This is a genomic window from Curvibacter sp. PAE-UM (assembly GCF_001432305.1).
Taxonomy (GTDB): domain Bacteria; phylum Pseudomonadota; class Gammaproteobacteria; order Burkholderiales; family Burkholderiaceae_C; genus Hylemonella.
Map to the genome: position 1 here is coordinate 2,787,710 of NZ_KQ483358.1, position 22,636 is coordinate 2,810,345.

The 22,636-nt window shown below is 67.2% G+C and carries 19 protein-coding genes; 6 read left to right on the forward strand and 13 right to left on the reverse strand.

Annotated elements, in window-relative coordinates; genetic code table 11:
- The 4 genes from AO057_RS13455 to AO057_RS13470 all read right to left on the reverse strand — a co-directional run.
- On the reverse strand, window positions 1-701 hold a 701-nt coding region (locus AO057_RS13455; RefSeq protein ID WP_205630027.1), incomplete at its 3' end, for an LLM class flavin-dependent oxidoreductase.
- A 26-nt stretch (window positions 702-727) separates the two neighbouring features.
- A complete protein-coding gene (locus AO057_RS13460; protein WP_057676434.1) occupies window positions 728-1,231 on the reverse strand; it encodes a flavin reductase family protein in 504 nt (167 codons plus the stop codon).
- Window positions 1,232-1,325: 94 nt separating this feature from the next.
- Complete coding sequence (locus AO057_RS13465) at window positions 1,326-2,015, reverse strand: TetR/AcrR family transcriptional regulator (protein ID WP_082605561.1); 690 nt, start codon at window positions 2,013-2,015, stop codon at window positions 1,326-1,328.
- Window positions 2,012-3,079 carry a Gfo/Idh/MocA family protein gene (locus AO057_RS13470; protein WP_205630028.1) on the reverse strand — a complete coding sequence of 356 codons (1,068 nt, stop codon included), beginning with the start codon at window positions 3,077-3,079 and terminating at the stop codon, window positions 2,012-2,014. The genes AO057_RS13465 and AO057_RS13470 overlap by 4 nt, the downstream gene beginning before the upstream one ends.
- Before the next feature lie 18 nt (window positions 3,080-3,097).
- Between AO057_RS13470 and AO057_RS13475 the strand changes: the two genes are divergently transcribed.
- Window positions 3,098-4,078, forward strand: a complete 981-nt coding sequence (locus AO057_RS13475; RefSeq protein WP_082605562.1) for an NAD(P)-dependent oxidoreductase — start codon at window positions 3,098-3,100, stop codon at window positions 4,076-4,078.
- Window positions 4,079-4,154: 76 nt separating this feature from the next.
- On the opposite strand, the gene AO057_RS13480 is transcribed toward AO057_RS13475, so the two are convergent.
- The 3 genes from AO057_RS13480 to AO057_RS13490 form a co-directional block, all read right to left on the reverse strand.
- A complete protein-coding gene (locus AO057_RS13480; RefSeq protein WP_057676436.1) occupies window positions 4,155-5,474 on the reverse strand; it encodes a TIGR03862 family flavoprotein in 1,320 nt (439 codons plus the stop codon).
- Between the two features lie 149 nt (window positions 5,475-5,623).
- Window positions 5,624-8,878 carry a UvrD-helicase domain-containing protein gene (locus AO057_RS13485; RefSeq protein WP_057676437.1) on the reverse strand — a complete coding sequence of 1,085 codons (3,255 nt, stop codon included), beginning with the start codon at window positions 8,876-8,878 and terminating at the stop codon, window positions 5,624-5,626.
- A 407-nt stretch (window positions 8,879-9,285) separates the two neighbouring features.
- Window positions 9,286-11,751, reverse strand: a complete 2,466-nt coding sequence (locus AO057_RS13490; protein ID WP_082605654.1) for a PD-(D/E)XK nuclease family protein — start codon at window positions 11,749-11,751, stop codon at window positions 9,286-9,288.
- A 103-nt stretch (window positions 11,752-11,854) separates the two neighbouring features.
- Here AO057_RS13490 and trxA point away from each other — a divergent pair, with 103 nt between their 5' ends.
- The 5 genes from trxA (at window position 11,855) to AO057_RS13515 (ending at window position 17,181) form a co-directional block, all read left to right on the forward strand.
- Window positions 11,855-12,187 carry a thioredoxin TrxA gene (gene trxA / locus AO057_RS13495; protein WP_057676439.1) on the forward strand — a complete coding sequence of 111 codons (333 nt, stop codon included), beginning with the start codon at window positions 11,855-11,857 and terminating at the stop codon, window positions 12,185-12,187.
- A 190-nt stretch (window positions 12,188-12,377) separates the two neighbouring features.
- Window positions 12,378-13,640 (forward strand): transcription termination factor Rho, encoded by a 1,263-nt coding sequence (gene rho, locus AO057_RS13500; protein WP_057676440.1) that lies wholly within the window; start codon window positions 12,378-12,380, stop codon window positions 13,638-13,640.
- 108 nt (window positions 13,641-13,748) lie between these two features.
- Window positions 13,749-14,006 (forward strand): type B 50S ribosomal protein L31, encoded by a 258-nt coding sequence (locus AO057_RS13505; protein ID WP_057676441.1) that lies wholly within the window; start codon window positions 13,749-13,751, stop codon window positions 14,004-14,006.
- A 108-nt stretch (window positions 14,007-14,114) separates the two neighbouring features.
- Complete coding sequence (locus AO057_RS13510) at window positions 14,115-15,827, forward strand: hypothetical protein (RefSeq protein WP_057676442.1); 1,713 nt, start codon at window positions 14,115-14,117, stop codon at window positions 15,825-15,827.
- Between the two features lie 4 nt (window positions 15,828-15,831).
- Window positions 15,832-17,181: an MATE family efflux transporter gene (locus AO057_RS13515; RefSeq protein ID WP_057676443.1), complete on the forward strand. Its 1,350-nt coding sequence runs from the start codon at window positions 15,832-15,834 to the stop codon at window positions 17,179-17,181.
- A 16-nt stretch (window positions 17,182-17,197) separates the two neighbouring features.
- Here AO057_RS13515 and phoR read toward each other — a convergent pair whose 3' ends face one another.
- Genes phoR through pstC form a run of 6 tightly spaced genes read right to left on the reverse strand, consistent with a single transcriptional unit; the run spans window position 17,198 to window position 22,636 of the window.
- Window positions 17,198-18,535: a phosphate regulon sensor histidine kinase PhoR gene (gene phoR / locus AO057_RS13520; RefSeq protein ID WP_057676444.1), complete on the reverse strand. Its 1,338-nt coding sequence runs from the start codon at window positions 18,533-18,535 to the stop codon at window positions 17,198-17,200.
- A gap of 30 nt (window positions 18,536-18,565) precedes the next feature.
- A complete protein-coding gene (gene phoB / locus AO057_RS13525) occupies window positions 18,566-19,279 on the reverse strand; it encodes a phosphate regulon transcriptional regulator PhoB (protein WP_057676445.1) in 714 nt (237 codons plus the stop codon).
- On the reverse strand, window positions 19,276-19,977 hold the full coding sequence (gene phoU / locus AO057_RS13530; protein WP_057676446.1) for a phosphate signaling complex protein PhoU: 702 nt from the start codon (window positions 19,975-19,977) through the stop codon (window positions 19,276-19,278). The genes phoB and phoU overlap by 4 nt, the downstream gene beginning before the upstream one ends.
- Before the next feature lie 13 nt (window positions 19,978-19,990).
- A complete protein-coding gene (pstB, locus tag AO057_RS13535) occupies window positions 19,991-20,776 on the reverse strand; it encodes a phosphate ABC transporter ATP-binding protein PstB (protein WP_057676447.1) in 786 nt (261 codons plus the stop codon).
- Between the two features lie 40 nt (window positions 20,777-20,816).
- Complete coding sequence (gene pstA / locus AO057_RS13540; RefSeq protein ID WP_057676448.1) at window positions 20,817-21,674, reverse strand: phosphate ABC transporter permease PstA; 858 nt, start codon at window positions 21,672-21,674, stop codon at window positions 20,817-20,819.
- Entirely contained in the window at window positions 21,671-22,636 is a 966-nt protein-coding gene (pstC, locus tag AO057_RS13545; RefSeq protein WP_057676449.1) for a phosphate ABC transporter permease subunit PstC, read from the reverse strand. The genes pstA and pstC overlap by 4 nt, the downstream gene beginning before the upstream one ends.

Sequence of the window (22,636 nt, forward strand, 5' to 3'; positions counted from 1 at the left end):
CTCGGGTCGGCCTTGGCGCCCACACTTTCGCGGCCCTCCACGTACTTCGGCCAATGGGTCTTGACCCATTCCGGCAGCAGGAAGTTGGCCGAGATCGGCTGCCAGCCGCGCTTGGCCATTTCCGTCACGCCTTGGGAGAAAGGCGCCACCGCCGTGCCCACGATGAGGGGGTGGGGACGCTGGTAGGGCTTCATGATGAAACCCTGCCCGATCTCGGGAATCATGGTCTTGCCCACCGATACCTTCCAGAACTCGCCTTCCAGGTCATAAGGCGGATCGGAGGCCCAGATCTTGAGCACCATGTTGATGCCCTCGACGAACATGGCGTTGCGGTCGCGGCCGAAGTTGCCGAAGACCTCGGCATCCGACATCAGGCCGCCGGGGCTGATGCCCATGATGAAACGGCCCTTGAGCATGTGGTCCAGCATGGCCGCCTGCGCGGCAATGGCGGCCGGGTGCGAGTTGGGCACGTTGATGGTGCCGGTGCCCAGCATGATGTTCTTGGTCTCGGCCACCAGGCTGGCCAGGAACATCATGCTGGAGGTGACGGTCTCGGCCGCGTCGGTGACATGCTCGCCCACAAAGGCCTCGCTGTAGCCCAGGCGGTCGGCCAGCAGGACCGCCTCGCGGTCCTCGGCCAGGGTCTGCCCGATGTCACGCCCCAGCGCGTGCAGTGGCATCATGAACATGCTGTGTTTCAACGTGGACTCCTAAGGAATGGACGGGATCAGGCCGTGCTGCATTCGGCGCCCTGCACATAGGCGCCCTGGCAAAACAGCAGGGAGGGCTTGCGCTGGTAGGTGTAGTTTTCGACCTGCCCCAAAAACAGCACATGGTCGCCCACCAGCAGGCGTTCGGTGGTCCGGCATTCGATGGTGGCCACGCAGTCCTGCAGCACGGGCAGCCCCTCCAGCCCGGGCGTGAACGCCACGCCTTCGAACTTGTCGGCGACCGAACTGGCAAAACGCCTGGAGAGGGGGAGCTGGTCGACGGACAGGATGTTGATGACAAAACGGCCCGCGCGGTCAAAGACGTCCAGGCTCGGGGACGCTGCCAGCAGGCTCCACGAGACGATGGGGGGCGACAGCGACACCGAGCTGAAGGAATTGGCCGTGACACCCACCCGGCGGCTGGCCGCCTGGCCCGAGGTGACCACGGTCACACCCGTGCCAAAACTTCCGAAGACGTTGCGCAGCTCGCGCGCGTCGAAGGCGGTTCGTTGGGTGTTCATGTGATCACTTTAGGTTGACCACTTGATCAACAGCACTGGGGATTTCCCTTAGGGCCGGTTAATCATCATTTCAAATGATGCGTGCTAGCCGGCCCTAGCCGCGCTTTTTTGTGCGGGCTTTCGCCGGCGCCGCCACGCCCAGGATCTGCGGCAGCACGACGCGCGCGCCGGCCATGAAATGGGCAATGGTCAGACGGATCATCTCGTTCACATCACCCTCGATCGGCACATCGAAGATCCAGCGCCGCTGCCCGAAATAGAAAACGCGCGCATTGATGCTCCACACCAGCTCGATCTCGGCGGTCTTCAGGGGCAGCGTCTTCACATCGGGCAGTTGCAGCGCGTGGCGCAGCTCCAGCGCGATGGGCTCCAGGATGCGCCGGCGCAGCACCTCCAGGTACTTCTTGTTGATGCTTTCGCCGCGCAGACCGGAGAACATGAAGATGCGCACCCAGTCGCGCGTCAGCGCAACCTTGGAGTACTCGATGTAAAGGCTGACCAGGCGCTCTTCCAGGGGAATGCTGCGGTCGCGGATGACCGACTCCCAGAAGGGATTCCAGCGTCCCAGGTAGACCTCCTGGTAGACCCGATCGATCAGCGCGTCCTTGTTGGGGAAATACTTGTAGATCAGGGACTGGGTCACCCCCAGTCGGCGCGCCAGCTCACGCGTGTCGCCGCCCATGCCCACTTCCGAGAAGAATTCGACCGCCCCGCGCAAGATCTGCTGCTCGCGCTCCGGCCCGCTCAATCGCGTCTTGCGCGGTGCGCTGTGCTTGGTGCTCATGCCGGCGCCTGCAGGTCTGGTGCCGCCACGGGCACGATCTGGCCCGAGGCGACGGACGTCATGATGGCCTCCAGGGCCGCCACATTGGCCAGCATCTCGCGGTGGCTCACAGGATAGGGGCGCTCCTGGCGGATGGCCGCCGCAAAGGCCTCCAGATTGGCGAGCACCGTGGGATGCGGCGGCGCAAAGCTGCGTACGGGCGCCTGGCCCCGCATCACGCGGCAGATGTCCCAGCCGGTGGGCTGCTCGGGATGCGTGCGGTCGCGGATCTCGAACCAGCCCTGAGAGCCATAGACCGCAAGGCGTCCTTCGAAGGGCGTGGCCAGGATGGCGCTGATCAGCGCATTGGCACCACCGGGGAAGGCCAGCATGAGGCCCAGGGTGTCGCCATTCTCGAAGTCGGAACCGCGTGTGGCCAGGCGCGCCCACACCGCCTCGCTGGGCCCCAGGATGGCGATGGCCAGGTCCACCAGATGGATGCCCGTGGCCGTCAGCGGGCCGACCGGGGCGTGCTGGTTCGACAGGCGCCAGTTGTCCTTGGGCAGCGCAAAAAATTTGTCCTGGCTGAAGTTCGCTTCGATCTGCAGGATGGTGCCGTAGACCCCTGCCTCAATTTCCTGACGCAGGGCGATCACCGTGGGCTCGAAGCGGCGCTCGTGCCCGATGCCCAGCACGCGCTGATGGCGCTCGCAGCTGCGGATGGCGCGGCGCGCGTCCTCCAGCGTGAGACACAGGGGCTTTTCGCAAAACACATGCTTGCCCGCCGCAGCGGCAGCCACGATCTGGTCGGCATGCTGCTGGTGCGGGGTGCACAGGATCACCGCCTCCATACCTCCCAGCGCCAGGAAGGCATCCATATCGGCCAGGACCTGCACACCGGCCAGCAAGGGATCGGACGCCATCTCGCGGCGCAGCTCGGCGCTCACCTCCACCACCGCCATGAGGGTCAGGCGATCGGACTGCGAAATCTGGCGGGCGATGGTCTTGCCCCACCAGCCGTAGCCCACCAGCCCCACGGTGACCGGGCTGCGGGAGGAAGCGGAGTTGGCGTCGGGTTGGATCACGGCGGGAGCCCTCGGTGGATGTCTTGTTTTAGACTACGCAGGAATTTACACCAAATAGGAGATCAAATGACCACCAAGAAAAAGACCGCGGCGCCCGCACCGGCCCCGACCACCCGCATCGGATTCCTGGGCCTGGGCATCATGGGCTCGGCCATGTCCGCCAATCTGCTGAAGGCCGGCTTCGAGGTCTTCGGCTTCGATCCCGACACCACGGCCCGCGCGCGCCTGAAGAAGGTCGGCGGCAAACCCTGCACCAGCATGGCGGATCTGGCCTCGCGGGTGGACGTGATCATCACCTCGCTGCCCAGCCCCCAGGCGCTGATGGATGCCGCGCAGGCCGTGGCCCAGGCCGGAAACAAGGGCCTGATCGTGGTGGAAACCAGCACGCTGGAAGTGGACGACAAGTTGGCTGCGAAGAAAATCCTGGCTAAAAAGGGCATCACGCTGCTGGACTGCCCGCTGTCTGGCACCGGGGCCCAGGCCGTGCGCAAGGACCTCTCGATCTATTCCAGCGGTCCGGCCAAGGCGGTCAAGCAGCTGGCACCGGTGTTCGAAGGTTTCGCCAAGGCCAATTACTACCTGGGCGAGTTCGGCAACGGCATGAAGATGAAGCTGATGGCCAATCTTCTGGTGGCCATCCACAACGTGTCGACCGCCGAGGTGCTGCTGTTCGGCCAGCGTTTCGGCATCGCCCCGGAACTCGCCGTCAAGGTCCTGTCCGATGGCGCGGGCGGCTCAAGGATGCTTGATGTGCGCGGCCCCATGATGGTCGACCAGAGCTGGGACCAGGCCACCATGAAGGTCGGCATCTGGCAAAAGGACATGAAGCTCATCAGCGCCGCCCTGGCGCAAACGCAGACCCCGGCGCCGCTGTTCGCCGCCACACTGCCGGTCTACAACGCCGCCATGGGCATGGGCCATGCCGACAACGACACGGCAGCGGTGTTCGATGTGCTGGCGCAAATGTGCAGCCCCAGGAAGGCTGGCAAGCGCAAATAGGGAACACGGCGGGCATGGCCCGCCTCCCCTGCCCGGCCCGGCCGCTGCGGCACCTGCACGGCTGACGCTGGAGCCGTCAGCCGTGCAGGTGGCGCAAGACCCCCTGCGCCGCCCGCCGGCCACTGGCCAGGCAGGCCGTGAGCAGGTACCCCCCCGTAGGAGCCTCCCAGTCCAGCATCTCGCCTGCGCAGAACAGACCCGGCAGGGCCTCGCACATCAGGTCCGCATTCAGCACTTCGAACAGCACGCCGCCGGCGCTGCTGATGGCCTCGTCGATGGGCCGTGCCGCGACCAGTTGCAGCGGCAAGGCCTTGAGGGCTGCCGCGAGCTTGTGGCTGTCGTGCATGTCGTCCTTGCCCAGCAGCTCGTGCAGGACAGCGGCCTTGATGCCATCGATGCCCAAGCGGCTCTTGAGGTGGCTGGAGAGCGAACGCGAGCCGCGCGGGTGCATCACCTCGGCCAGCACACGTTCGGCCGTCATGTCGGGCAGCAGGTCCAGATGCAGTGTGGCGTGCCCGGTGCGGATGATCTCCTCGCGCAGCAGATGGGACGCCGCATAAACCAGGCTGCCCTCCACCCCGGTGGCGGTGGCGACGAACTCGCCCTTGCGTTCGAAGCTGCGGCCCAGGCCGTCCGTGCAGCGGATGGCCACGGTCTTGAAGGGCTGGCCGGCAAAACGGCTGGCGAAAAACGCGCTCCAGCCCGCTGGCGCCGGCACCGCCTGCACCGGCAGGGCCTGTCCCTCGGGCGGCAGTTTGCACTGCAGCGCCACGTCGAAACCGCAATTCGCCGGCAGCAAGGGCGCCACCGCCACGCCGCGTGCGGCCAGCAAGGGCACCCAGGCACCGTTGGAACCCAGCCGCGCCCAGCTACCGCCGCCCAGGGCCAGCACCACCGCGTCGGCCGGCACGCGCACCTCGCCTTCCGGCGATTCGAAACGCAGTTCGCGGCCGTCCTCGGACCAGCCCAGCCAGCGATGCCGCATGTGGAAAGCCACGCCCGACCCGCCATGCGCCGGATGGCGCAGGCGCTGCAACCAGGCACGCAGCAGCGGCGCGGCCTTCATGTCCTTGGGGAACACGCGGCCGGAACTGCCCACAAAAGTTTCGATGCCCAGGCCCTGCGCCCAGGCGCGCAGCTCGGGCGCACCGAAGTCGCGCAGCAGCGCCTCGATCTGCGTGCGACGGGCGCCGTAGCGCTCGGCAAAACGGTCCGCCGGCTCGGAATGCGTGAGGTTCAAACCGCCCTTGCCGGCCAGCAGGAACTTGCGGCCCACCGAGGGCATGGCGTCGTACAGGTCCACGGCCACGCCGGCCTGCACCAGCACTTCGGCCGCCATCAGGCCGGCCGGACCGCCGCCGATCACCACCACTTTTTTGTTCTGCATTTCAATCATTCCATTCACCGGCGCGCGACACCCACGCCATGCATCCACCCAGACCAGGGGCACCACGGAACCGGCTCAGCCGGGCCGTTGGTGCCGCCCCCCTCCCGCCGCAGGCGAGAGAGGGGGGAGACGCGCAGCGGCTCAGGGGGTGTTTCACCTTATTTGATCTCTTCAAGGGTTCCCTGTGCGCTCAGAAAGGCGGCGCGCACCGGCTCGCCCGGACAGGCCGCCTGCACCGCGGCACAGTAATCGCGCAGCTGCGACTGCAATTCCTCCTGGATCTGCGGCTGCGCAGCCGACTTGTAATCCAGCACCCACCAGCTGCCATCCATCTTGCGCACCAGCCGGTCGATCCGGCGCACGCTGCCCTGCAGCGTAACGGGCACCTCGTTGCCTTGCCACGCCACCTCGCCCGAGCGCCAGGCCCAGGCGCCCTCGCCCTGCAGGATGCGCAGGGCCATGGCCGCAGCCTGCCGGGCCTGCGCTTCGTCCAGGCCGAACTCGGTGCCGGCACGCTGCACCTGGGCTGCGGACCAGCCTGTGGCATCCAGCGCCGCCCACTCCAGCAGGCGGTGCATGGCCTGGCCCACCCGGGCCTCGGGCGTGGCGGCATCCTGGGAAGCTCCTTTTTTGATAGCAAACGGCGCCAGCGCGGAAAACACCGGCAGAACGGGCAGGCTGATCACCCCCGGCGTCCGGGCCGTGGCGGGACCCGCCAGCTCGGGAATGTCCTCCCGCGCGATGGAATCGCAGCCGGCCTGCAGGCGCTGCCACCAGCTCGCACCATTGGCCTGGTGCGGCTGGACCGACGAGAGCACCAGGCCGCGCTGGGCCCGCGTCAAGGCCACGTACAGGGCGTTGAGCTCCTCGCGCTGGCGTGCCTGTTCCTCCACCTGCAGCGCCTCGCGCACGCTGGGCGGCACCCGGCTCTCGCTGGCCAGGAAGATGAAACAACGCGGTACTTCGTCCTCGCCCGGCCAGTCCAGCAAGACCCCCATGCTCTGGGCGCGCTGGGCCGGCGCGTCGGTGTCGAGCAGGAGCACCAGCCCGGCCTCCAGCCCCTTGGCGCCGTGCACGGTCAGCAGGCGAACCGCATCGGCATCGGCCAGTGCGGGCGCCGGCACCCCGCCGGCCTTGAGCGCCCGCACGAAAGCGTAAGGCGTGGCGTAGCGCGCGCCATCCACCTGCAGGGCCGCCGCCAGCAGAGCCTGCAGCTTGGTCCGCGCGGTCTCACGCAAGGTGGGCGGCGCGGCGGCCACAAAACGCGCCAGCACGTCACCATCGTCGTAGATGGCATGGAGCGCATCGTGCGGCGGCAGCGTATCCAGCCAGCGCTTCCAGCGCAGCAACTGCGGCGCGATGGCCTGCAGCGCTGGCGGCAAGCCCTGGCCCTGCTGCAGCAGGTCGAACCAGGGGGCACGGTGTTCGCGCTGGCGCAGCGCCAGCGCGATGAGATCGTCATCGCTGACGTCGAACAGCGGCGACTTGAGCGCACGCGCCAGCGACAGGTCGTGCGCCGGCGAGACCAGGGCATCGAGCAGGGCCACCAGGTCCTGCACCTCGGGCGCATCGCCCAGTTCGCTCTTCTCGGGTTGCTGGGCCGGGATGCCCAGCTCGCGCAACTCCTCCTGCATGACGGCCAGACGATCCCGCTTGCGCGCCAGCACCATGATGTCCTGCGGCCGCAGGCCTTCGGCGATCTGCGCCGCCAGCCAGCGCGCCGCCTGGCGGCATTCCTGCGTGCGCAGCGTTTCCTCGGGCATGACACGCGGCTGGGTCAGGCTGTCGCGCCAGACCGCCGGGGCGTCCGCACCCTTCTCCGGCTTGTCGGGCCGCGGAATCTGCGGCAGGGCCCGCACGCTGCCCGTCTCTTGCGATTCGGTGGTGTGGGCCCGAAAACCTTCGTAATCGTTCTGTGCCTGGGCCTCTCCCATGGCCTGGTTCACCAGGGTCAGCACGGCGGGCGCATTGCGCCGCGTGTGGTCGCAGCTCAGCAGCTCGCCGCCGAGTTCGCGCACAAAGGCCTTGGCCGCCTTGAAGACCTGAGGCTCGGCGCGGCGGAAGCGGTAGATGCTCTGCTTGGGATCGCCCACGATGAAAAGCCGCGGTGCCACCGCGCCGCCACCGCTGCCCGCGTAGCTGCCGAGCCAGGCGTGCAGGGCCTGCCATTGCAGGGGGTTGGTGTCCTGGAACTCGTCGATCAGCAGGTGGCGGGTGCGCGCGTCCAGCCGCTCCTGCACCCAGCCGCCCAGCACCGGGTCGGCCAGCAGGTACAAGGCGGCGCGTTCGATGTCGCTCATGTCGACCCAGCCGCGCTCACGCTTGAGCATGGCGTATTCGTCGATCAGCAGGCGCGTGAGCCGCATCAGACGCTGCTGGTAACGCCAGGCCTCGTGCTGCTGCTGCGCGGCGCACAGGCGCTGCAGCTCGGGCTCGGCCTCCTGCGCCGCGCCCACTTTCAGCAGGTGCTGCGTCAGGCGGTCCTCGTCCTTGACGAAAAAACCGGCGCGCAGGATCTGCAGTGCCTCGTCAAGCTGGGCTGCGCTGACCGCAGCGTCCAGCAAGGCATAGGCGTCAATGACGGCCGCCGCCGCCTTCTGCGGTGTCTTGTTCTTTTCCTGGCCCAGGGCCTGGGCCCGGGCCAGCCACCGGGCACGCACGGCCGGCTGGCGCAGCACGCGCGCCGGCGTGTCCTCGCCGCCCAGTTCGGGATAGAGCACCTCAAAGGCCGGCACCGACGCCTCCACCGTGCCGGCGCCATCGGCCAGCAGAAACTCCACACGGCGCTGCAGGGCCGCGGTCAGCGCGTTCTCGGTCTGGAAACGGCCATGGCCAGCCACCACGGCCTCGTAGTCGGCCCGCGCTTCGGGTTCGCGCAACAGGCGCGCCTGGAAAGGCCGCCACACCTGCGCGATGGCCGGGGCATCGTCCTCCAGCAGTTCATAACCCGCCGGCAGGCCCAGCGTTTCCAGCACCGACATCGGCGCGTTGCGCAGCAAGGCCGCAAACCAGCTGTGGAAGGTCCGGATCTGCACCGGCCGGCCCTGGGCCAGCAGCTGGCCGTAGAGCTGGCGCAGGGGTACGCACAACTCCCGCGCGCGCGCCGGCTCGACACCGCGGACCAGCAACTCCTTGTGCAATTGCTCGTCGCTGGCGTGGGCAAACTGCTCCAGCCACTCCATGAGACGCTGGCGCATCTCGCCGGCGGCCTTTTTGGTGAAGGTGATGGCCAGGATCTCGTGCGGGGCGGCGCCCTCGAGCAGCGCACGCAGGATGCGCGAGACCAGCATCCAGGTCTTGCCGGCGCCGGCGCAGGCTTCCACTGCCACGTGACGGTTGGGGTCGCAGGCGATCTTGTAAAAGTCTTCTCTGGCGACTGGGTCGCCGTTGCGTTCGTAGGCGGGTTGGCTCATTTTGTGTTGCCTCCCGCAGGGGTTGCTCTTCCCCCCCCCCCCCCCTCCCCCCCCCCGCCGGGGCGGGAAGGGGAGCCCGATTTGGCAATTGGTTGCTGGATACGCTTCTACAGCGCCAATGTCGCCACTGTGTTTTGGATGCCAGCATTCCAGGCTGACGGTCGTAGAGAACGCGCCGGGCTGTGCGTGCCCCCGGCTGGCAGCTGCGCGCCAGCGATCAAGCCGTTTACTACGACCGGTACCGAGAACTCTCGGCACGCAATTCCAGATCGCAAACTCACCCTCGTAGTAGCGTAGCCGGCGCGAAGAAACAAAATCAGGCTCCCCCTTCCCGCCCCGGCGGGGGCGGGAAGGGGGCGGGGGGGGATAGGGGGGGAAAGAGTCAGCCTTGCGGCAGCAAAACCAACTCATGACTCACTCCAAAAATCCCGCCGACACAAACCCCGCGCCGCACAAAACTCACAAACAGTCCCCTCCCCCAACGCTGGCATGCCCGCCCCCCCCGCAATGCGCTGCAAGTCGTCCACGATGCCGTGGATCAAGGCATCGCGCACCTCCACCACATCGTCCTGCTCGAACGTCCGTGTGCCGTCCTTCTCGCCCACGTTGACGTAAGCCGCGCGCAGCGTGTCCTGCGGCAGCAGTGCCGCGTAGAAGGCCAGCTGGGTGTCTTCCAAAGGCGTCTTGGTGCGCTCCCGCGTGACGCTCTGCGGTTCGGTCTTGTAGTCGATGACCATGAGCTCATCGCTGCTGGAACGGTCAACGCGGTCAAGCCGGCCCACCAGCGTCAGGCTGCCCAGCGGCTGCGCCGACTCGCGCTCGCCCTCGCTGAAGCGCAGCCCGGTCGCCTCGTGGCCGGCCAGCCAGTCCAGGTAACCCTCGCGCACCCGGGGCCAGGCGGCCTGGAAAGGCAGGAACTCGTCCTCGGCCAGGCGCATGGATTGCGTCACCTCGACCGCGGCCGCGTCGATCAGCGCACGCCGCTGCGCGGCATCAGCACTGAGATCTTCGTGCAAACGGTCGTGGAAGGCCTTGAGCACGGCGTGCAGCCAGAGGCCGAAGTCGCGCTTGTCGAGTTCCCCCTCGATCTCCTCCGCCTCCTTCAGGCCGAGCTGGCGCAAGGCAAAGAAACGGTAAGGGCAATGGCGCAGGTCCTGGTAGGCGCTGGCCGACAGGCGTGCCACGCCCAGCTGTGGCGCCATCGGCAGCGGCCGTGGCACCGGAGTGGGCACGATCTCGCGCCTGGCGCGCGGATCGTCGGCCTGGCCATCACCCGAGTCATGGCGGATCTGCTGCACCAGCGGGCTGGGCAACAGGGGCTCCCCCCCCTCGTCGCTGGTGCGCCAGAGCAGGTCCACCTGCGCCGTGCACAGGGCATCGCGCCAGGCCGCGCGCAGGGCGGCATCCAGCGCCTCGCGGGCGGGCAGGCCCAGGGCGGCACGCTGCGCGGCCGTCCACAGGCCGGGCGGCTCGGGCGAGGGATTCAGGCGGATCTCGTCACAGCCCGGCAGCACCGCGGCTGCGAAGGGACGGCCCAGCATCTGCGCCAGCGGCAGGATCACGACCTGCTCCTGCGCCGGGTAGTCGGGCTTGAAGCTCACGGCCTCCAGCACCTGGTCCACCCAGTGCGTGAACTCGGGCAGCGCCAGGCGGCGCCGGGCCCACAGCGCATCGGGCGGCAAGGCTGCACCGCCCGGACCCAATCTCAGCGCGCCCAGGACCGCCTCGCCGGCCACGTCGTCCTGCAGCAAGGCCCACTGGCCGCTGCCTTGCAACAGCTCGCCCAGGGCCGTGAGCCATTGCGCCAGCGTACGACCGCGTTGCAGCGGCTCGCGGGCCGCCTCGACCTGAGCCAGCAAGGCGGCCAGCGCGGGCTGCTCGCGCGCGTCCAGCGTGGCCGGAACATGGCGCCAGGCGCGCTGCGGCTGGCGCCGCAGTGCGGCTTCGAGCTGGCGCACGGCCGCGGTGTCGCAGGCGGGCGAGTTCTTGAGCCAGTCCAGCACGGCGTCGCTGCTGGCATTCCAGGCGCAGGCACGCAAGGCGCCCATGAGCTGGGCCCCGGCCCGGCTGGTGGAGAGCTTCCAGCCGGTCTCATCCCGGATCTGGATGTCCTGTCCGGCCAGCATGGCGCGCACGCGGCGTGTCAGCGCCCGGTCGGTGACCACCAGCGCCACCGGCGCACGCCCGGCCTGCAGGTGGCGCAGCACGCAGGCGGCGGCCAGCTGCGCCTCGTCCTGCGCGTCCCGCGCGCGATGCAGGGCCGGCGTGGCCGGCGGGACCAACGCCGCCTCGCACGCCAGCACGAGCATGCGCTCGCCCCAGACCGAGCGCAGGGCCGCGGGCAAGGGATCGGGCTGGAAACCAGGCACGGCGACCAGGCAGTCGGTGGACTCGATCACGCGCGATTCAAAAAGCACATCGCTGGGATAGGAAGAATTGGCAGCCCAGGCCACGGCCAGCTGCGCCACGGCGACCTCCAGCGCCAGGGCGCCGGCATCCATGCCGGTCATGGCCGCAGCGCGGGCCTGCACAGCCCAGGTGGCCCGCTGCGCCGGCGGCACGGCCGCGGCCAGGGGCGCCAGCTGCTGAGCGGCTTCAAGCAGCAAGGGGGTGGCGGCCTGCGCGCGTGTACCCAGACCGGCCTGCTCCAGCAGCGCCTGCGCCGTCAGCACGTCGAGCGCGGCATCGAAGCTGACATCGGTCGAGGCCGGGTGGTGCCCACCCAGGCTGCGGCACCAGTTCTGCGTGGTTTCGAAGCGCGGCGCAAAGCCGTCCGGGTGCAGACGGGCCCACAGTCGCGCGGCCTGCGGCATCAGCTGCGCATAGGGCAGCAGGACCACGGTGCGGGCCGGGTGCGCGCCGCGTGCGTGCATGTGGGCCTCGATGCCGGCAAGCCACTGTTGCCAACGAAAATCCGTGGTTTCTGTCACAATGCCGCAACTGTAGCCGCATTGCCTCATAGACCAAGGAGCCCTCATGGCCAGCGACCTGATCAAGCATGTTTCCGACGCGTCCTTCGAAACCGACGTCCTCAAATCCAGCCAACCCGTGCTGGTCGACTACTGGGCCGAGTGGTGCGGTCCCTGCAAGATGATCGCCCCCGTGCTGGACGAAGTGGCCGGCACCTACCAGGGCAAGCTGCAGGTGGCCAAGATGAATGTGGACGAGAACCGCGACATCCCCGCCAAGTTCGGCATCCGTGGCATCCCCACGCTCATGCTGTTCAAGGACGGCCAGCTGGCCGCCACCAAGGTCGGCGCCATGAGCAAGGCCCAGCTGACCGCCTTCATCGACCAGCAACTGGCCTGAAGCCACCCCATCCGCTCTGAACAGGGCCGCCGACGCAATACTGCGCGGCGGCCTTTTTTCCTGTCATAATCTCCAGCAATCGCCGGTTCCATCCTGAACCGGTTCGAGTTCCCGGCTGGCAAGACCCCGGCGTCTGCTCAGTTGCACACCCCCCCGATCGATATAGCCACACCCCACTGGGGCTCCATCCATGCACTTAAACGAACTCAAGGTACTGCACGTATCTGAAATCCTCCAGCAGGCCGAGGCCCTCGAAATCGAGAACACCGGCCGCATGCGCAAGCAGGAGCTGATGTTCGCGATCATCAAGAAGCGCGCCAAGACCGGTGAACAGGTGTTTGCCGACGGCGTGCTGGAGATCCTGCCCGACGGTTTCGGCTTCCTGCGCAGCCCTGATTCAAGCTACACCGCCAGCACCGACGACATCTACATCAGCCCCAGCCAGGTACGTCGTTTCAACCTGCACACCGGCGACATGATCGAAGGCGAAGTGCGCACACCCAAGGATGGCGAGCGCTACTTCGCGCTGAACAAGCTGGAGAAGGTCAACGGCGGTTCGCCCGAGACGAACAAGCACAAGGTGATGTTCGAGAACCTGACGCCGCTGTTCCCCAAGGTGCAGATGAAGCTGGAACAGGACATCAAGGGTGAGGAAAACATCACCGGCCGTGTCATCGACATCATCGCCCCCATCGGCAAGGGCCAGCGCGCCCTGATCGTGGCGCAGCCCAAGAGCGGCAAGACCGTGATGATGCAGCACATCGCGCACGCCATCTCGGCCAACTACCCCGACAGCTACCTGATGGTGCTGCTGATCGACGAGCGTCCGGAAGAAGTGACCGAGATGCAGCGCACCGTCAAGGGCGAGGTGATTGCCTCCACCTTCGACGAGCCGGCCGCCCGCCATGTGCACGTGGCCGAGATGGTGATCGAGCGCGCCAAGCGCCTGGTCGAGTTGAAGAAGGACGTGGTGATCCTGCTGGACTCCATCACACGCCTGGCCCGCGCCTACAACAACGTGGTGCCGTCGTCGGGCAAGGTGCTGACCGGCGGTGTGGACGCCAACGCCCTGCAGCGCCCCAAGCGTTTCCTGGGTGCCGCCCGTAACGTCGAAGAAGGTGGCTCGCTGACCATCATCGCCACGGCGCTGGTGGACACCGGCAGCCGCATGGACGAAGTGATCTTCGAGGAGTTCAAGGGCACCGGCAACTCCGAAATCCATCTGGACCGCCGCCTGTACGAGAAGCGCGTCTTCCCCTCCATCCAGCTCAACCGCAGCGGCACCCGCCGCGAAGAACTGCTGCTGCAACCCGAAATCCTGCAGAAGACCCGCATCCTGCGCCAGTTCCTCTACAACATGGACGAGATCGAGGCCATGGAAATGGTGCTCAAGCAGATGCGTGCCACCAAGAACAACAACGAGTTCTTCGACATGATGCGTCGCGGCGGCTGATCTCAACCGGAAATCAAGCCAAGTCCTTGATTTACTTGTATAATCTGCGTTTTTCGCGGAAAGTAGTCTGGATGGTCCAGGCCGGCTCCCGCACCTAGAGGAAGAATCATGAAAGAAGGCATTCACCCGAACTACCGCGAAGTCTGCTTCGTGGACCTGTCCAACGGTTTCAAGTTCGTGACCCGTTCCTGCGCCAACGCCAAGGAAATGATCAAGATGGAAGACGGCCGCGAACTGCCGCTCTTCAAGCTGGACACCTCCAGCGAGTCGCACCCCTTCTACACCGGCACCCAGAAGTCGGTGGACAACATGGGCGGCCGCGTGGAGAAATTCCGCAACCGCTTCGGCAAGACTGCTGCCAAGTAATCTGGTCGCCGTTTTCCAGTCGAGGGCAGCCCGGTTTACCGCGCTGCCCTTTTCCATTCCCGAACCCTTCCAGCCCCTTAGCCCCATGTCCTCTGGCATGATCCGCGCGTGAACCAGCCCAGCCCCGCCATCGTCGCCCAGGGCGCCGTGCGCCGCCTGCCCCACCTGGCGCTCTGGCTCTTCGCCCTGGCCTATCTGCTGCCCGGCTTCATCGGGCGCAGTCCCTGGCGCAGCGCCGACATCACCGCCTATGGCTACATGGCCGAACTGGCCGCCGGCCGCGCCAGCTGGTTCTCGCCCACCCTTCTGAACCAGCCCCCCGAGGTCGACGCCCTGCTGCCCTACTGGCTGGGCGCCTGGGCCCTGCAACTGGCGCCGTCCTGGATCGCAGCCGACTTTGCCGCCCGCCTGCCCTTCATCGGCCTGCTGGCCCTGACCCTGATTGCGGTCTGGCAGGGCATCTACTACCTGGCGCGCAGCCCGCGGGCCCAACCCGTGGCCTTCGCCTTCGGTGGTGAAGCCCGCCCCAACGACTACGCCCGTGCCATGGCAGATGGCGGCCTGCTCGCCTTCATCGCCTGCCTGGGTCTGGCCCAGCTCTCGCACGAGACCACCCCGGCCCTGGCCCAGCTGTGCTTCACGGCGCTGAGCTTCTACGCCTTTGCCGCCCTGCCCTACCGGCGCTGGACGCCGACCCTCTCGGCCCTGGTCGGCCTGACCGGCCTCACGCTCTCGGGCGGCCCGTCCATGGCCCTGCTGCTGGCCCTGGGCGCCCTGCTGGCGCACGTGCTGGACCGCAGCCAGGCGCAGGAAAATACCAGCCACTACCGACGTGACCTGAAGCGGCTGCTGGCGCTGACCCTGGCGGTGGCCGTGCTGGCCAGCGCGCTTGACCTCTGGCGCTGGCGCATCGGCCTGCCCGCGCCCACCTGGGCCGCCTGGCATGGCCTGGGCAGCCTGCTGCTGTGGTTCACCTGGCCCGCCTGGCCCCTGGTGCTGTGGACGCTGTGGCGCTGGCGCCGCCAGCTCTTCGACCGCCGGCCCAGCCGCCACCTCTCGCTGCCGCTGTGGTACACCACGATCACCGTGGGCGCCACGCTCATCACCCCGGCCGGCGACCGGGCCCTGCTGCTGGCCCTGCCGGCCCTGGCCACGCTGGCCGCCTTCGCCCTTCCCACGCTGGGACGCAGCGTGTCGGCCCTGATCGACTGGTTCACGCTGCTGTTCTTCACCACCTGTGCACTCGTCATCTGGGTGGTCTGGATCGCCATGTTGACCGGCTTCCCGCCCCAGCCCGCCGCCAACGTGGCGCGTCTGCTGCCCGGATTCGAGCCGCGCTTCGTCATCCTGCCCTTTGTCTTCGCCACCCTGGCCACCCTCGCTTGGGGCTGGCTGGTGAAATGGCGCATCGGCCGGCACCGCGCCGCGCTCTGGAAAAGCATGGTGCTGCCCGCCGGCGGCGCCGCCCTGTCCTGGCTGCTGCTGACCACGCTGTGGATGCCGGCGCTGGACTTTGCCCGCAGTTACGCGCCCCTGGTACGGCGCATCGAGGCCACCGTGCAGCCGGCCGGCTGCCTGGCGCACTTCGGTCTCTCCCGCGGTCAGCTGGCGGCCTTGCAGCTGCATTCGCGCCTGCGCCTGGAACCGGCCAACGACAGCGCCCGCTGCGACTGGCTGATCATCGATCGGGGCATCGTGCGGCAGACACCCGAGATCCTCAGCCCGGCGCAGTGGCAGCTGCACAGCGAACTGGGCCACCCGCGCGAAGGCGAGGAAGATCTGGCCATCTACCGCCGTCTCCCGGCCACCGCCACCCGCTGATCCCGTGCCCGAGTTCAAGACCATCGCGCGCCATGCCGGCACCGTGCTGGTGGGCCAGCTGGCCACCATGGCCTATGGCGTGACCGACACCATCGTCGCCGGCCGCTACGCCGAGGCCTCGCTGGCCGCGCTGTCGGTGGGTTCCGCCATCTACATGAGCGTGTACGTCGGCTTGATGAGCGTGCTGACAGCCCTGCTGCCGGTCTGGTCCGAATTGCACGGAGCCCGCAAACCTGCGCAACTCGGACACTCCATCCGCCAGGCGCTGTACCTGTGGCTGGCACTGGTACTGGTCGGCCTGTCCATCCTGCTCAATCCAGGTTTCCTGCTCGACTGGGCCGATGTGCCGGTGGCGCTGCGCGCCGAGGTGCTGGCCTACCTGGGCGTGCTGGCGCTGGCCCTGCCAGCGGCGCTGATGTTCCGGCTCTACAGTACGTTCAACCAGAGCCTGGGCAAGCCCCAGCTGGTGACCTGGCTGCAGCTGGGCTCGCTCGGCGTCAAGGTGCCGCTCTCCATCTGGTTCGCTTTCGGCGGCCTGGGCCTGGAGGCCCGGGGAGCCGAAGGCTGCGCCTGGGCCACCCTGGTCGTGCACGTGGCCATGCTGTCCCTGGCCCTGTGGCTGCTGCGCACGCGCACCCTGTACGCGCCCTACCAGCTCTGGCACGCACCCGGCCGGCCCGACTGGAAAGTGCTCGCTGCCTTCGCCCGCCTGGGCGTACCCAGCGGCCTGACCATCCTGATCGAGGTGACCTCCTTCACGCTGATGGCGCTGTTCGTGGCGCGCCTGGGCACCACGGCGGCCGCCAGCCACCAGATCGCCGCCAACCTGGCCGCTGTGCTCTACATGGTGCCGCTGGCCATCGGCATCGCCACCAGCGCACGCACCAGCTACTGGCTGGGCGCCGGCCAGGCGAGCAAGGCGCGTCATGCAGTGGGAGTCGGTTTCGTGCTCGTGCTGGGCAGCGCCGTTCTGCTGGCCACCACGTTGGTGCTGGTACGCGGCCCGCTGGCCCGGCTGTATGCCAGCAGCCCCGAGGTGGTGGCGCTGGCCGTGCCGCTGCTGTTTTGGACCGCGATCTACCACCTGTTCGACGGCCTGCAGGCCCTGGCAGTCTTCGTGCTGCGCTGCTGGCGCATCACGCTGGCCCCCTTCCTGATCTACGGCGTGCTGCTGTGGGGCCTGGGCCTGTATGGCGGCTTCCTGCTGGCCTATCGCGGTCTCGGCCCCTGGCCTGCGCTGCAGACCCCGGCGGCCTTCTGGATGGCCGGCGCCACGGCATTGGCGCTCGCGGCCCTGAGCTTTTGGCTGATGATCTGGCAGGTGCTGCGGCGTGAACACCAGCCCGGCAAGTAGCCTCTGCGACTGACGCTCAGGACAGCTGGCGAACCCGGCTGGCCGGAAACAGGATGGAAAAGCGTGAGCCCTTGCCCGGGCTGCTCTCGATGTGCAATTCGGCGCCATGGCGCTGAGCCACGTGCTTGACGATGGCCAAGCCCAGGCCGGTACCGCCGGTGTCGCGCGAACGGCTGCGGTCCACGCGGTAAAAACGTTCGGTCAGACGCGGAATGTGTTCGGGTGCGATGCCCGGGCCGCTGTCCTGCACGTAAAACTCCACGCGGCCGTCCTCCAGCATCAGCCAGCCGCAGCGCACCTCGCCACCGGCCGGCGTGTAGCGCACGGCGTTGCTGACCAGATTGGAGAGCGCACTGTGCAGCTCCGAAGGCCTGCCGGCCAGTTCACGGGCGGGCGCCGGCTCGAACACCAGCGTTTGTGCCGGGCCGGTCATGGGCGGATTCAGCACCGCCGAGAGGACTTGCGCTTCCTGCTCCACCTGCCCCATCAGCGCGGGCAATGACGACCACTCGGCAGCCCCGGGCAGTGGGCTGCCCTCCAGGCGCGAGAGCATCAGCAAGTCGCTCACCAGGGACTGCATGCGCCCGGCCTGCTGGGCCATCAGATCCAGGTAACGGGCGCGCTCGGTGGCGTCCAGCGGCAGGGTCTGCAGGGTCTCGACAAAACCGGAAAGCACCGTCAGCGGCGTGCGGATCTCGTGCGAGACGTTGGCCACGAAGTCGCGCCGCATGGCCTCGGCCTGCTCGAACATGGTGACGTCACGCGAAAGCAGCAGGCGCCGGCCCTCACCGTAGTCATGCAGGTGAACCGAAAGGCGCGAGGGATGGGCGCTGCTGTGGGCCCGCCCCTGCATGACCACGCTGGACTGGTAGTTCCCCCCAGAAACATAGGCCGTGAAAGCCGGATCACGCACCAGATTGACCATGTGCTGCAACAGGTCACGCCCCGAGTCCAGGCCGAAGTGCTGGGCTGCCGTCTGGTTGAACCATTCGATGCGCCCGTGCGCGTCCAGCAACACCACCCCGTTGGGTGAAGCCTGCAGGGCCGCCAGGAAATCCTGCAGACGGCGATCGCTGTCGCGTGTTTCATGCTCGCGCTGGCGCACCAGCCGGCGCGCGCGCTCGGCGGCTTCACCCCACAGACCCAGCTTGAGCGGCACATCCGAGACGTCGCCGTTGCGCAGCCAATGCAGCACCCGCAGGCCACGCGTGAAATCGACCAGCACCCACAGCAGCCCCATGACCAGCATGCCGGCCAGTCCGCCCCGGATCTGCAGGTCCTCAGGCGCCAGCCAGATGCCGATCACCGCCCCCAAAATCTGGAGCAGCAGAAAAAGTATGAGATGCAAAAGCATGAAACGACGACCCCGGGGACGGGACCGCCCTCAGCCACGCAGCGCGGCGGGAACCGGCACGGGCTGCGCCGACAAGCGATAGCCGGCACCACGCACGGTCTCCACCATGGCAGCCGCCTCGCCCAGGGCTTCGCGCAAGCGCTTGATGTGCACGTCCACCGTGCGCTCCTCGATGAAGACGTGGTCACCCCAGACCTTGTCCAGCAGTTGTCCCCGGCTGTGCACGCGCTCGGCGTGGCTCATCAGGTACTGCAGCAGCTTGAATTCGGTGGGCCCCAGCTTGAGCGCCTGCTCCGCGTAGCTCACACGGTGCGTGGCCGTGTCCAGCTTGAGGCGGCCGATCTCCAGCGTCACCACACCCTGGTCGGGCGCGCGTCGGCGCAGCAGGGCGCGGATGCGCGCCAGCATCTCCTTGGTGGAGAAAGGCTTGGCCATGTAATCGTCGGCACCGGCATCCAGGCCTGCCACGCGGTCGGCCTCGTCACCACGCGCCGTCAGCATGATGATGGGCACGGCCTTGGTCCGCGGATCGTTGCGCCAGCGGCGCGCCAGGCTCAGCCCGCTCTCGCCGGGCAGCATCCAGTCCAGCAGCACCAGGTCGGGCAGCACCGCGTCGATCTCGCGCTGCGCGGTCAGACCATCGGGCGCCACGGTGGGCTGGAAACCGTTATGGCGCAGGTTGACAGCGATCAACTCGGCGATCGCCGGCTCGTCTTCCACCACGAGTACAGCAGGCTGTTTCATTTGAGGACGGATTCGATCTCTTCGATCGAAGAATGGCGCACGTCGGCACCCTTGACGATGTAGATGATGAGCTCGGCGATGTTCTTGGCGTGGTCGCCGACACGTTCGATGGCCTTGGCCAGGAAGAGCAGGTCCAGGCTGGGCGAGATGGTGCGAGGGTCTTCCATCATGTAGGTGATCAGCACGCGCACGAAGCTGTCGAACTCCCTGTCGATCAGGTCGTCTTCCTTCAGGATGGCCACGGCGTTCGTCGTATCGAGCCGGGCGAAGGCATCCAGCGCCTTGCGCAGCTGGCCCGCGGCCAGATCGGCCGCCGTGCGCAGCTCGGAGGCCGGCAGGGCGCGCGGCGCTCCGTTGTGGATGATGGACAGCACCATGCGCGCCATCTTCTCGGCCTCATCCCCGGCGCGTTCCAGGTTGGCGATGGCCTTGGAGATGGCCATCAGCAGGCGCAGGTCGCGGGCGGTGGGCTGACGGCGCGCGATGATGGAGGAGATCTCGTGATCGAGTTCGATCTCCATGGTGTTCACCCGGTGTTCCAGCTCGATCACCTGGCGGGCTTCCTCGGCGTTGAACTGGCCCAGGGCCTGGACCGCCTGCTGGACCTGGGCTTCGACCAGGCCGCCCATTTCCATGACGCGGCTGGAGACGGAACTCAGTTCGCTGTCGAACTGGGTGGAGAGATGTTTTTCGGGCATGTGCATTTCCTCCTTAGCCGAAGCGGCCGGTGATGTAGTCTTCAGTTTCCTTGCGCGTCGGCTTGAAGAACATCTGCTCGGTGGAGCCGAACTCCACCAGATCGCCCAGGTACATATAGGCCGTGTAATCGCTGCAACGCGCCGCCTGCTGCATGTTGTGCGTGACGATCACCACCGTGTAGTCGTCCTTGAGCTCGGTGATCAACTCCTCGATCTTGGCGGTGGAGATCGGGTCCAGCGCGGAACAGGGCTCGTCGAGCAGGATCACCTCGGGCTTGATGGCGATGCCGCGTGCGATGCACAGGCGCTGCTGCTGGCCGCCCGATAGGCTGGAGCCGCTCTGCTTGAGTTTGTCCTTGACCTCGTTCCACAGGGCGGCCTTGCGCAAGGCCCATTCGACGCGCTCTTCCAGATCGGTGGCGCTGAGCGATTCGAACAGCTTGATGCCGAAGGCGATGTTGTCGAAGATGGACATCGGGAAGGGCGTGGGCTTCTGGAACACCATGCCGACCTTGGCGCGCAGCAGGGCTACGTCTTCCTTGCTGGTCAGCAGATTCTCGCCGTCGAGCAGCACCTCGCCCTGGGCACGCTGGTCCGGGTAAAGCTCGAACATGCGGTTGAACACGCGCAGCAGGGTGGACTTGCCGCAGCCGGAGGGGCCGATGAAGGCCGTCACCTTGTTCTGCGGAATGTCCAGGTTGATGTTCTTGAGCGCATGGAATTTTCCGTAGAAGAAATCCAGGTTGCGCACCGAGATCTTCGGGGCAGGCGTTTCGGCCGGGTTGGAAATCGGTTCCATGTTTTGCCTTGCAGGAGAGTATTCGCTGGTGTACACGTGGTCAGCCCTTGTGGCGCGTCAGCACACGCGCAATGATGTTGAGCCCGAGCACGGTCACGGTGATCAGCAGCACTCCGGCCCAGGCCAGTTGCTGCCAGTTCTCGTACGGGCTCATGGCGAACTTGAAAATGGTGACCGGCAGGCTGGCCATCGGGTCCGACAGGTTCGAGGTCCAGAACTGGTTGCTCAGCGCCGTGAACAGCAGCGGTGCCGTCTCGCCCGAGATGCGGGCCACGGCCAGCAGCACACCGGTGACCACACCGGCGCGCGCAGCGCGCAGGGTGATCATCAGGATGACCTTCCACTTGGGCGTGCCCAGCGCGTAGGCGGCCTCGCGCATGGCAGAGGGCACCAGCTGCAGCATGTTCTCGGTGGTGCGGATCACGACCGGGATCACGATCAGCGCCAGTGCCATCACGCCGGCCCAGCCGGAGAAGGACTTGAAGCGCGTCACCACCACCGCATAAACGAACAGGCCGATCACGATGGAGGGGGCCGACAGCAGGATGTCGTTGACAAAACGTGTCACCTCGGCCAGCCAGCCCTTGGGCTCGTACTCGGCCAGGTAGATGCCCGCCATGATGCCGATGGGCGTGCCCACAAAGGTGGCGAGCAACACCATGAGGAAGGAGCCGTAGATGGCGTTGGCGATGCCGCCCGCTTCGTTGGGCGGCGGGGTCATCTGCGTCACGGTGGCCCACACCAGGCCGTCCAGGCCCAGGCGGAAGGTTTCCCAGAGGATCCAGAACAGCCAGAACAGGCCAAAAGCCATGGCGCCCATGGACAACGCCAGGGCCAGGAAGTTGACACGCTTGCGGCGCTGGAAGGCGCGGCTGCGGATCTGGTCTTGCGCGTTCATGACTTGGTGCCTTCGCTCTTCTTGAGTTGCTGCAGCAGCAGCTTGGACAGGGTCAGCACGACAAAGGTGATGAAGAACAGCACCAGGCCCAGATAGATCAGCGACGCCTGGTGGATGCCGGCGGCGGCCTCGGCGAACTCGTTGGCCAGGGCCGAGGTGATGCTGTTGGCCGCATCGAACAGGCTCAGCGTGTCGAGCTGGTTCATGTTGCCGATGACGAAGGTGACCGCCATGGTCTCGCCCAGGGCACGGCCCAGGCCGAGCATGATGCCGCCGACCACACCGGCCTTGGTATAGGGCAGCACCACCTTGGAGACCACCTCCCAGGTGGTGGAGCCCAGGCCGTAGGCCGACTCCTTGAGCAGCGGCGGTGTGACCTCGAACACGTCGCGCATCACGGCGGCGATGAAGGGGATGATCATGATGGCCAGGATGATGCCGGCCGACAGGATGCCGATACCCACCGGCGGCCCCGACACCAGGGCGCCCAGATAGGGCACGCCGGCAAACAGCTTCTGCAACGGCACCTGCACATAGGTGGCCAGGATGGGACCGAAGACCAGCAGGCCCCACATGCCATACACGATGGAGGGCACGGCCGCCAGCAACTCAATGGCGGTGCCCAGCGGGCGCTTGAGCCAGGCCGGGCACATCTCGGTCAGAAACAGGGCGATGCCGAAACTGACCGGAACGGCGATCAGCAAGGCGATGAAGGAGGTGGCCAGGGTGCCGTAGATCATCACCAGGCCGCCGAAATTCTCCTGCACCGGGTCCCACACCGGGCTGGTCAGGAAACCCAGACCATAACGTTCGATGGCGGGCCAGGCGCCGACCATCAGGGAAGCAATGATGCTGGCCAGCAGCGCCAGAGTCACCCACGCCGCCCCTTGGGCCAGCCAGCCGAACAGGACATCGAACCAGGCACCGGTCCGGGACCGGGGAGCAGACGGGAGTGAACTCAT

Excerpts from the sequence above, each read along its gene's own strand:
- AO057_RS13460 (WP_057676434.1), bottom strand. The coding sequence starts at position 1,231 with ATGAACACCCAACGAACCGCCTTCGACGCGCGCGAGCTGCGCAACGTC.
- AO057_RS13465 (WP_082605561.1), bottom strand. The coding sequence starts at position 2,015 with ATGAGCACCAAGCACAGCGCACCGCGCAAGACGCGATTGAGCGGGCCG.
- AO057_RS13475 (WP_082605562.1), top strand. The coding sequence starts at position 3,098 with ATGTCTTGTTTTAGACTACGCAGGAATTTACACCAAATAGGAGATCAA.
- AO057_RS13480 (WP_057676436.1), bottom strand. The coding sequence starts at position 5,474 with ATGATTGAAATGCAGAACAAAAAAGTGGTGGTGATCGGCGGCGGTCCG.
- AO057_RS13485 (WP_057676437.1), bottom strand. The coding sequence starts at position 8,878 with ATGAGCCAACCCGCCTACGAACGCAACGGCGACCCAGTCGCCAGAGAA.
- AO057_RS13490 (WP_082605654.1), bottom strand. The coding sequence starts at position 11,751 with ATGCACGCACGCGGCGCGCACCCGGCCCGCACCGTGGTCCTGCTGCCC.
- trxA (WP_057676439.1), top strand. The coding sequence starts at position 11,855 with ATGGCCAGCGACCTGATCAAGCATGTTTCCGACGCGTCCTTCGAAACC.
- rho (WP_057676440.1), top strand. The coding sequence starts at position 12,378 with ATGCACTTAAACGAACTCAAGGTACTGCACGTATCTGAAATCCTCCAG.
- AO057_RS13505 (WP_057676441.1), top strand. The coding sequence starts at position 13,749 with ATGAAAGAAGGCATTCACCCGAACTACCGCGAAGTCTGCTTCGTGGAC.
- phoR (WP_057676444.1), bottom strand. The coding sequence starts at position 18,535 with ATGCTTTTGCATCTCATACTTTTTCTGCTGCTCCAGATTTTGGGGGCG.
- phoB (WP_057676445.1), bottom strand. The coding sequence starts at position 19,279 with ATGAAACAGCCTGCTGTACTCGTGGTGGAAGACGAGCCGGCGATCGCC.
- phoU (WP_057676446.1), bottom strand. The coding sequence starts at position 19,977 with ATGCCCGAAAAACATCTCTCCACCCAGTTCGACAGCGAACTGAGTTCC.
- pstB (WP_057676447.1), bottom strand. The coding sequence starts at position 20,776 with ATGGAACCGATTTCCAACCCGGCCGAAACGCCTGCCCCGAAGATCTCG.
- pstA (WP_057676448.1), bottom strand. The coding sequence starts at position 21,674 with ATGAACGCGCAAGACCAGATCCGCAGCCGCGCCTTCCAGCGCCGCAAG.
- pstC (WP_057676449.1), bottom strand. The coding sequence starts at position 22,636 with ATGAGTTCACTCCCGTCTGCTCCCCGGTCCCGGACCGGTGCCTGGTTC.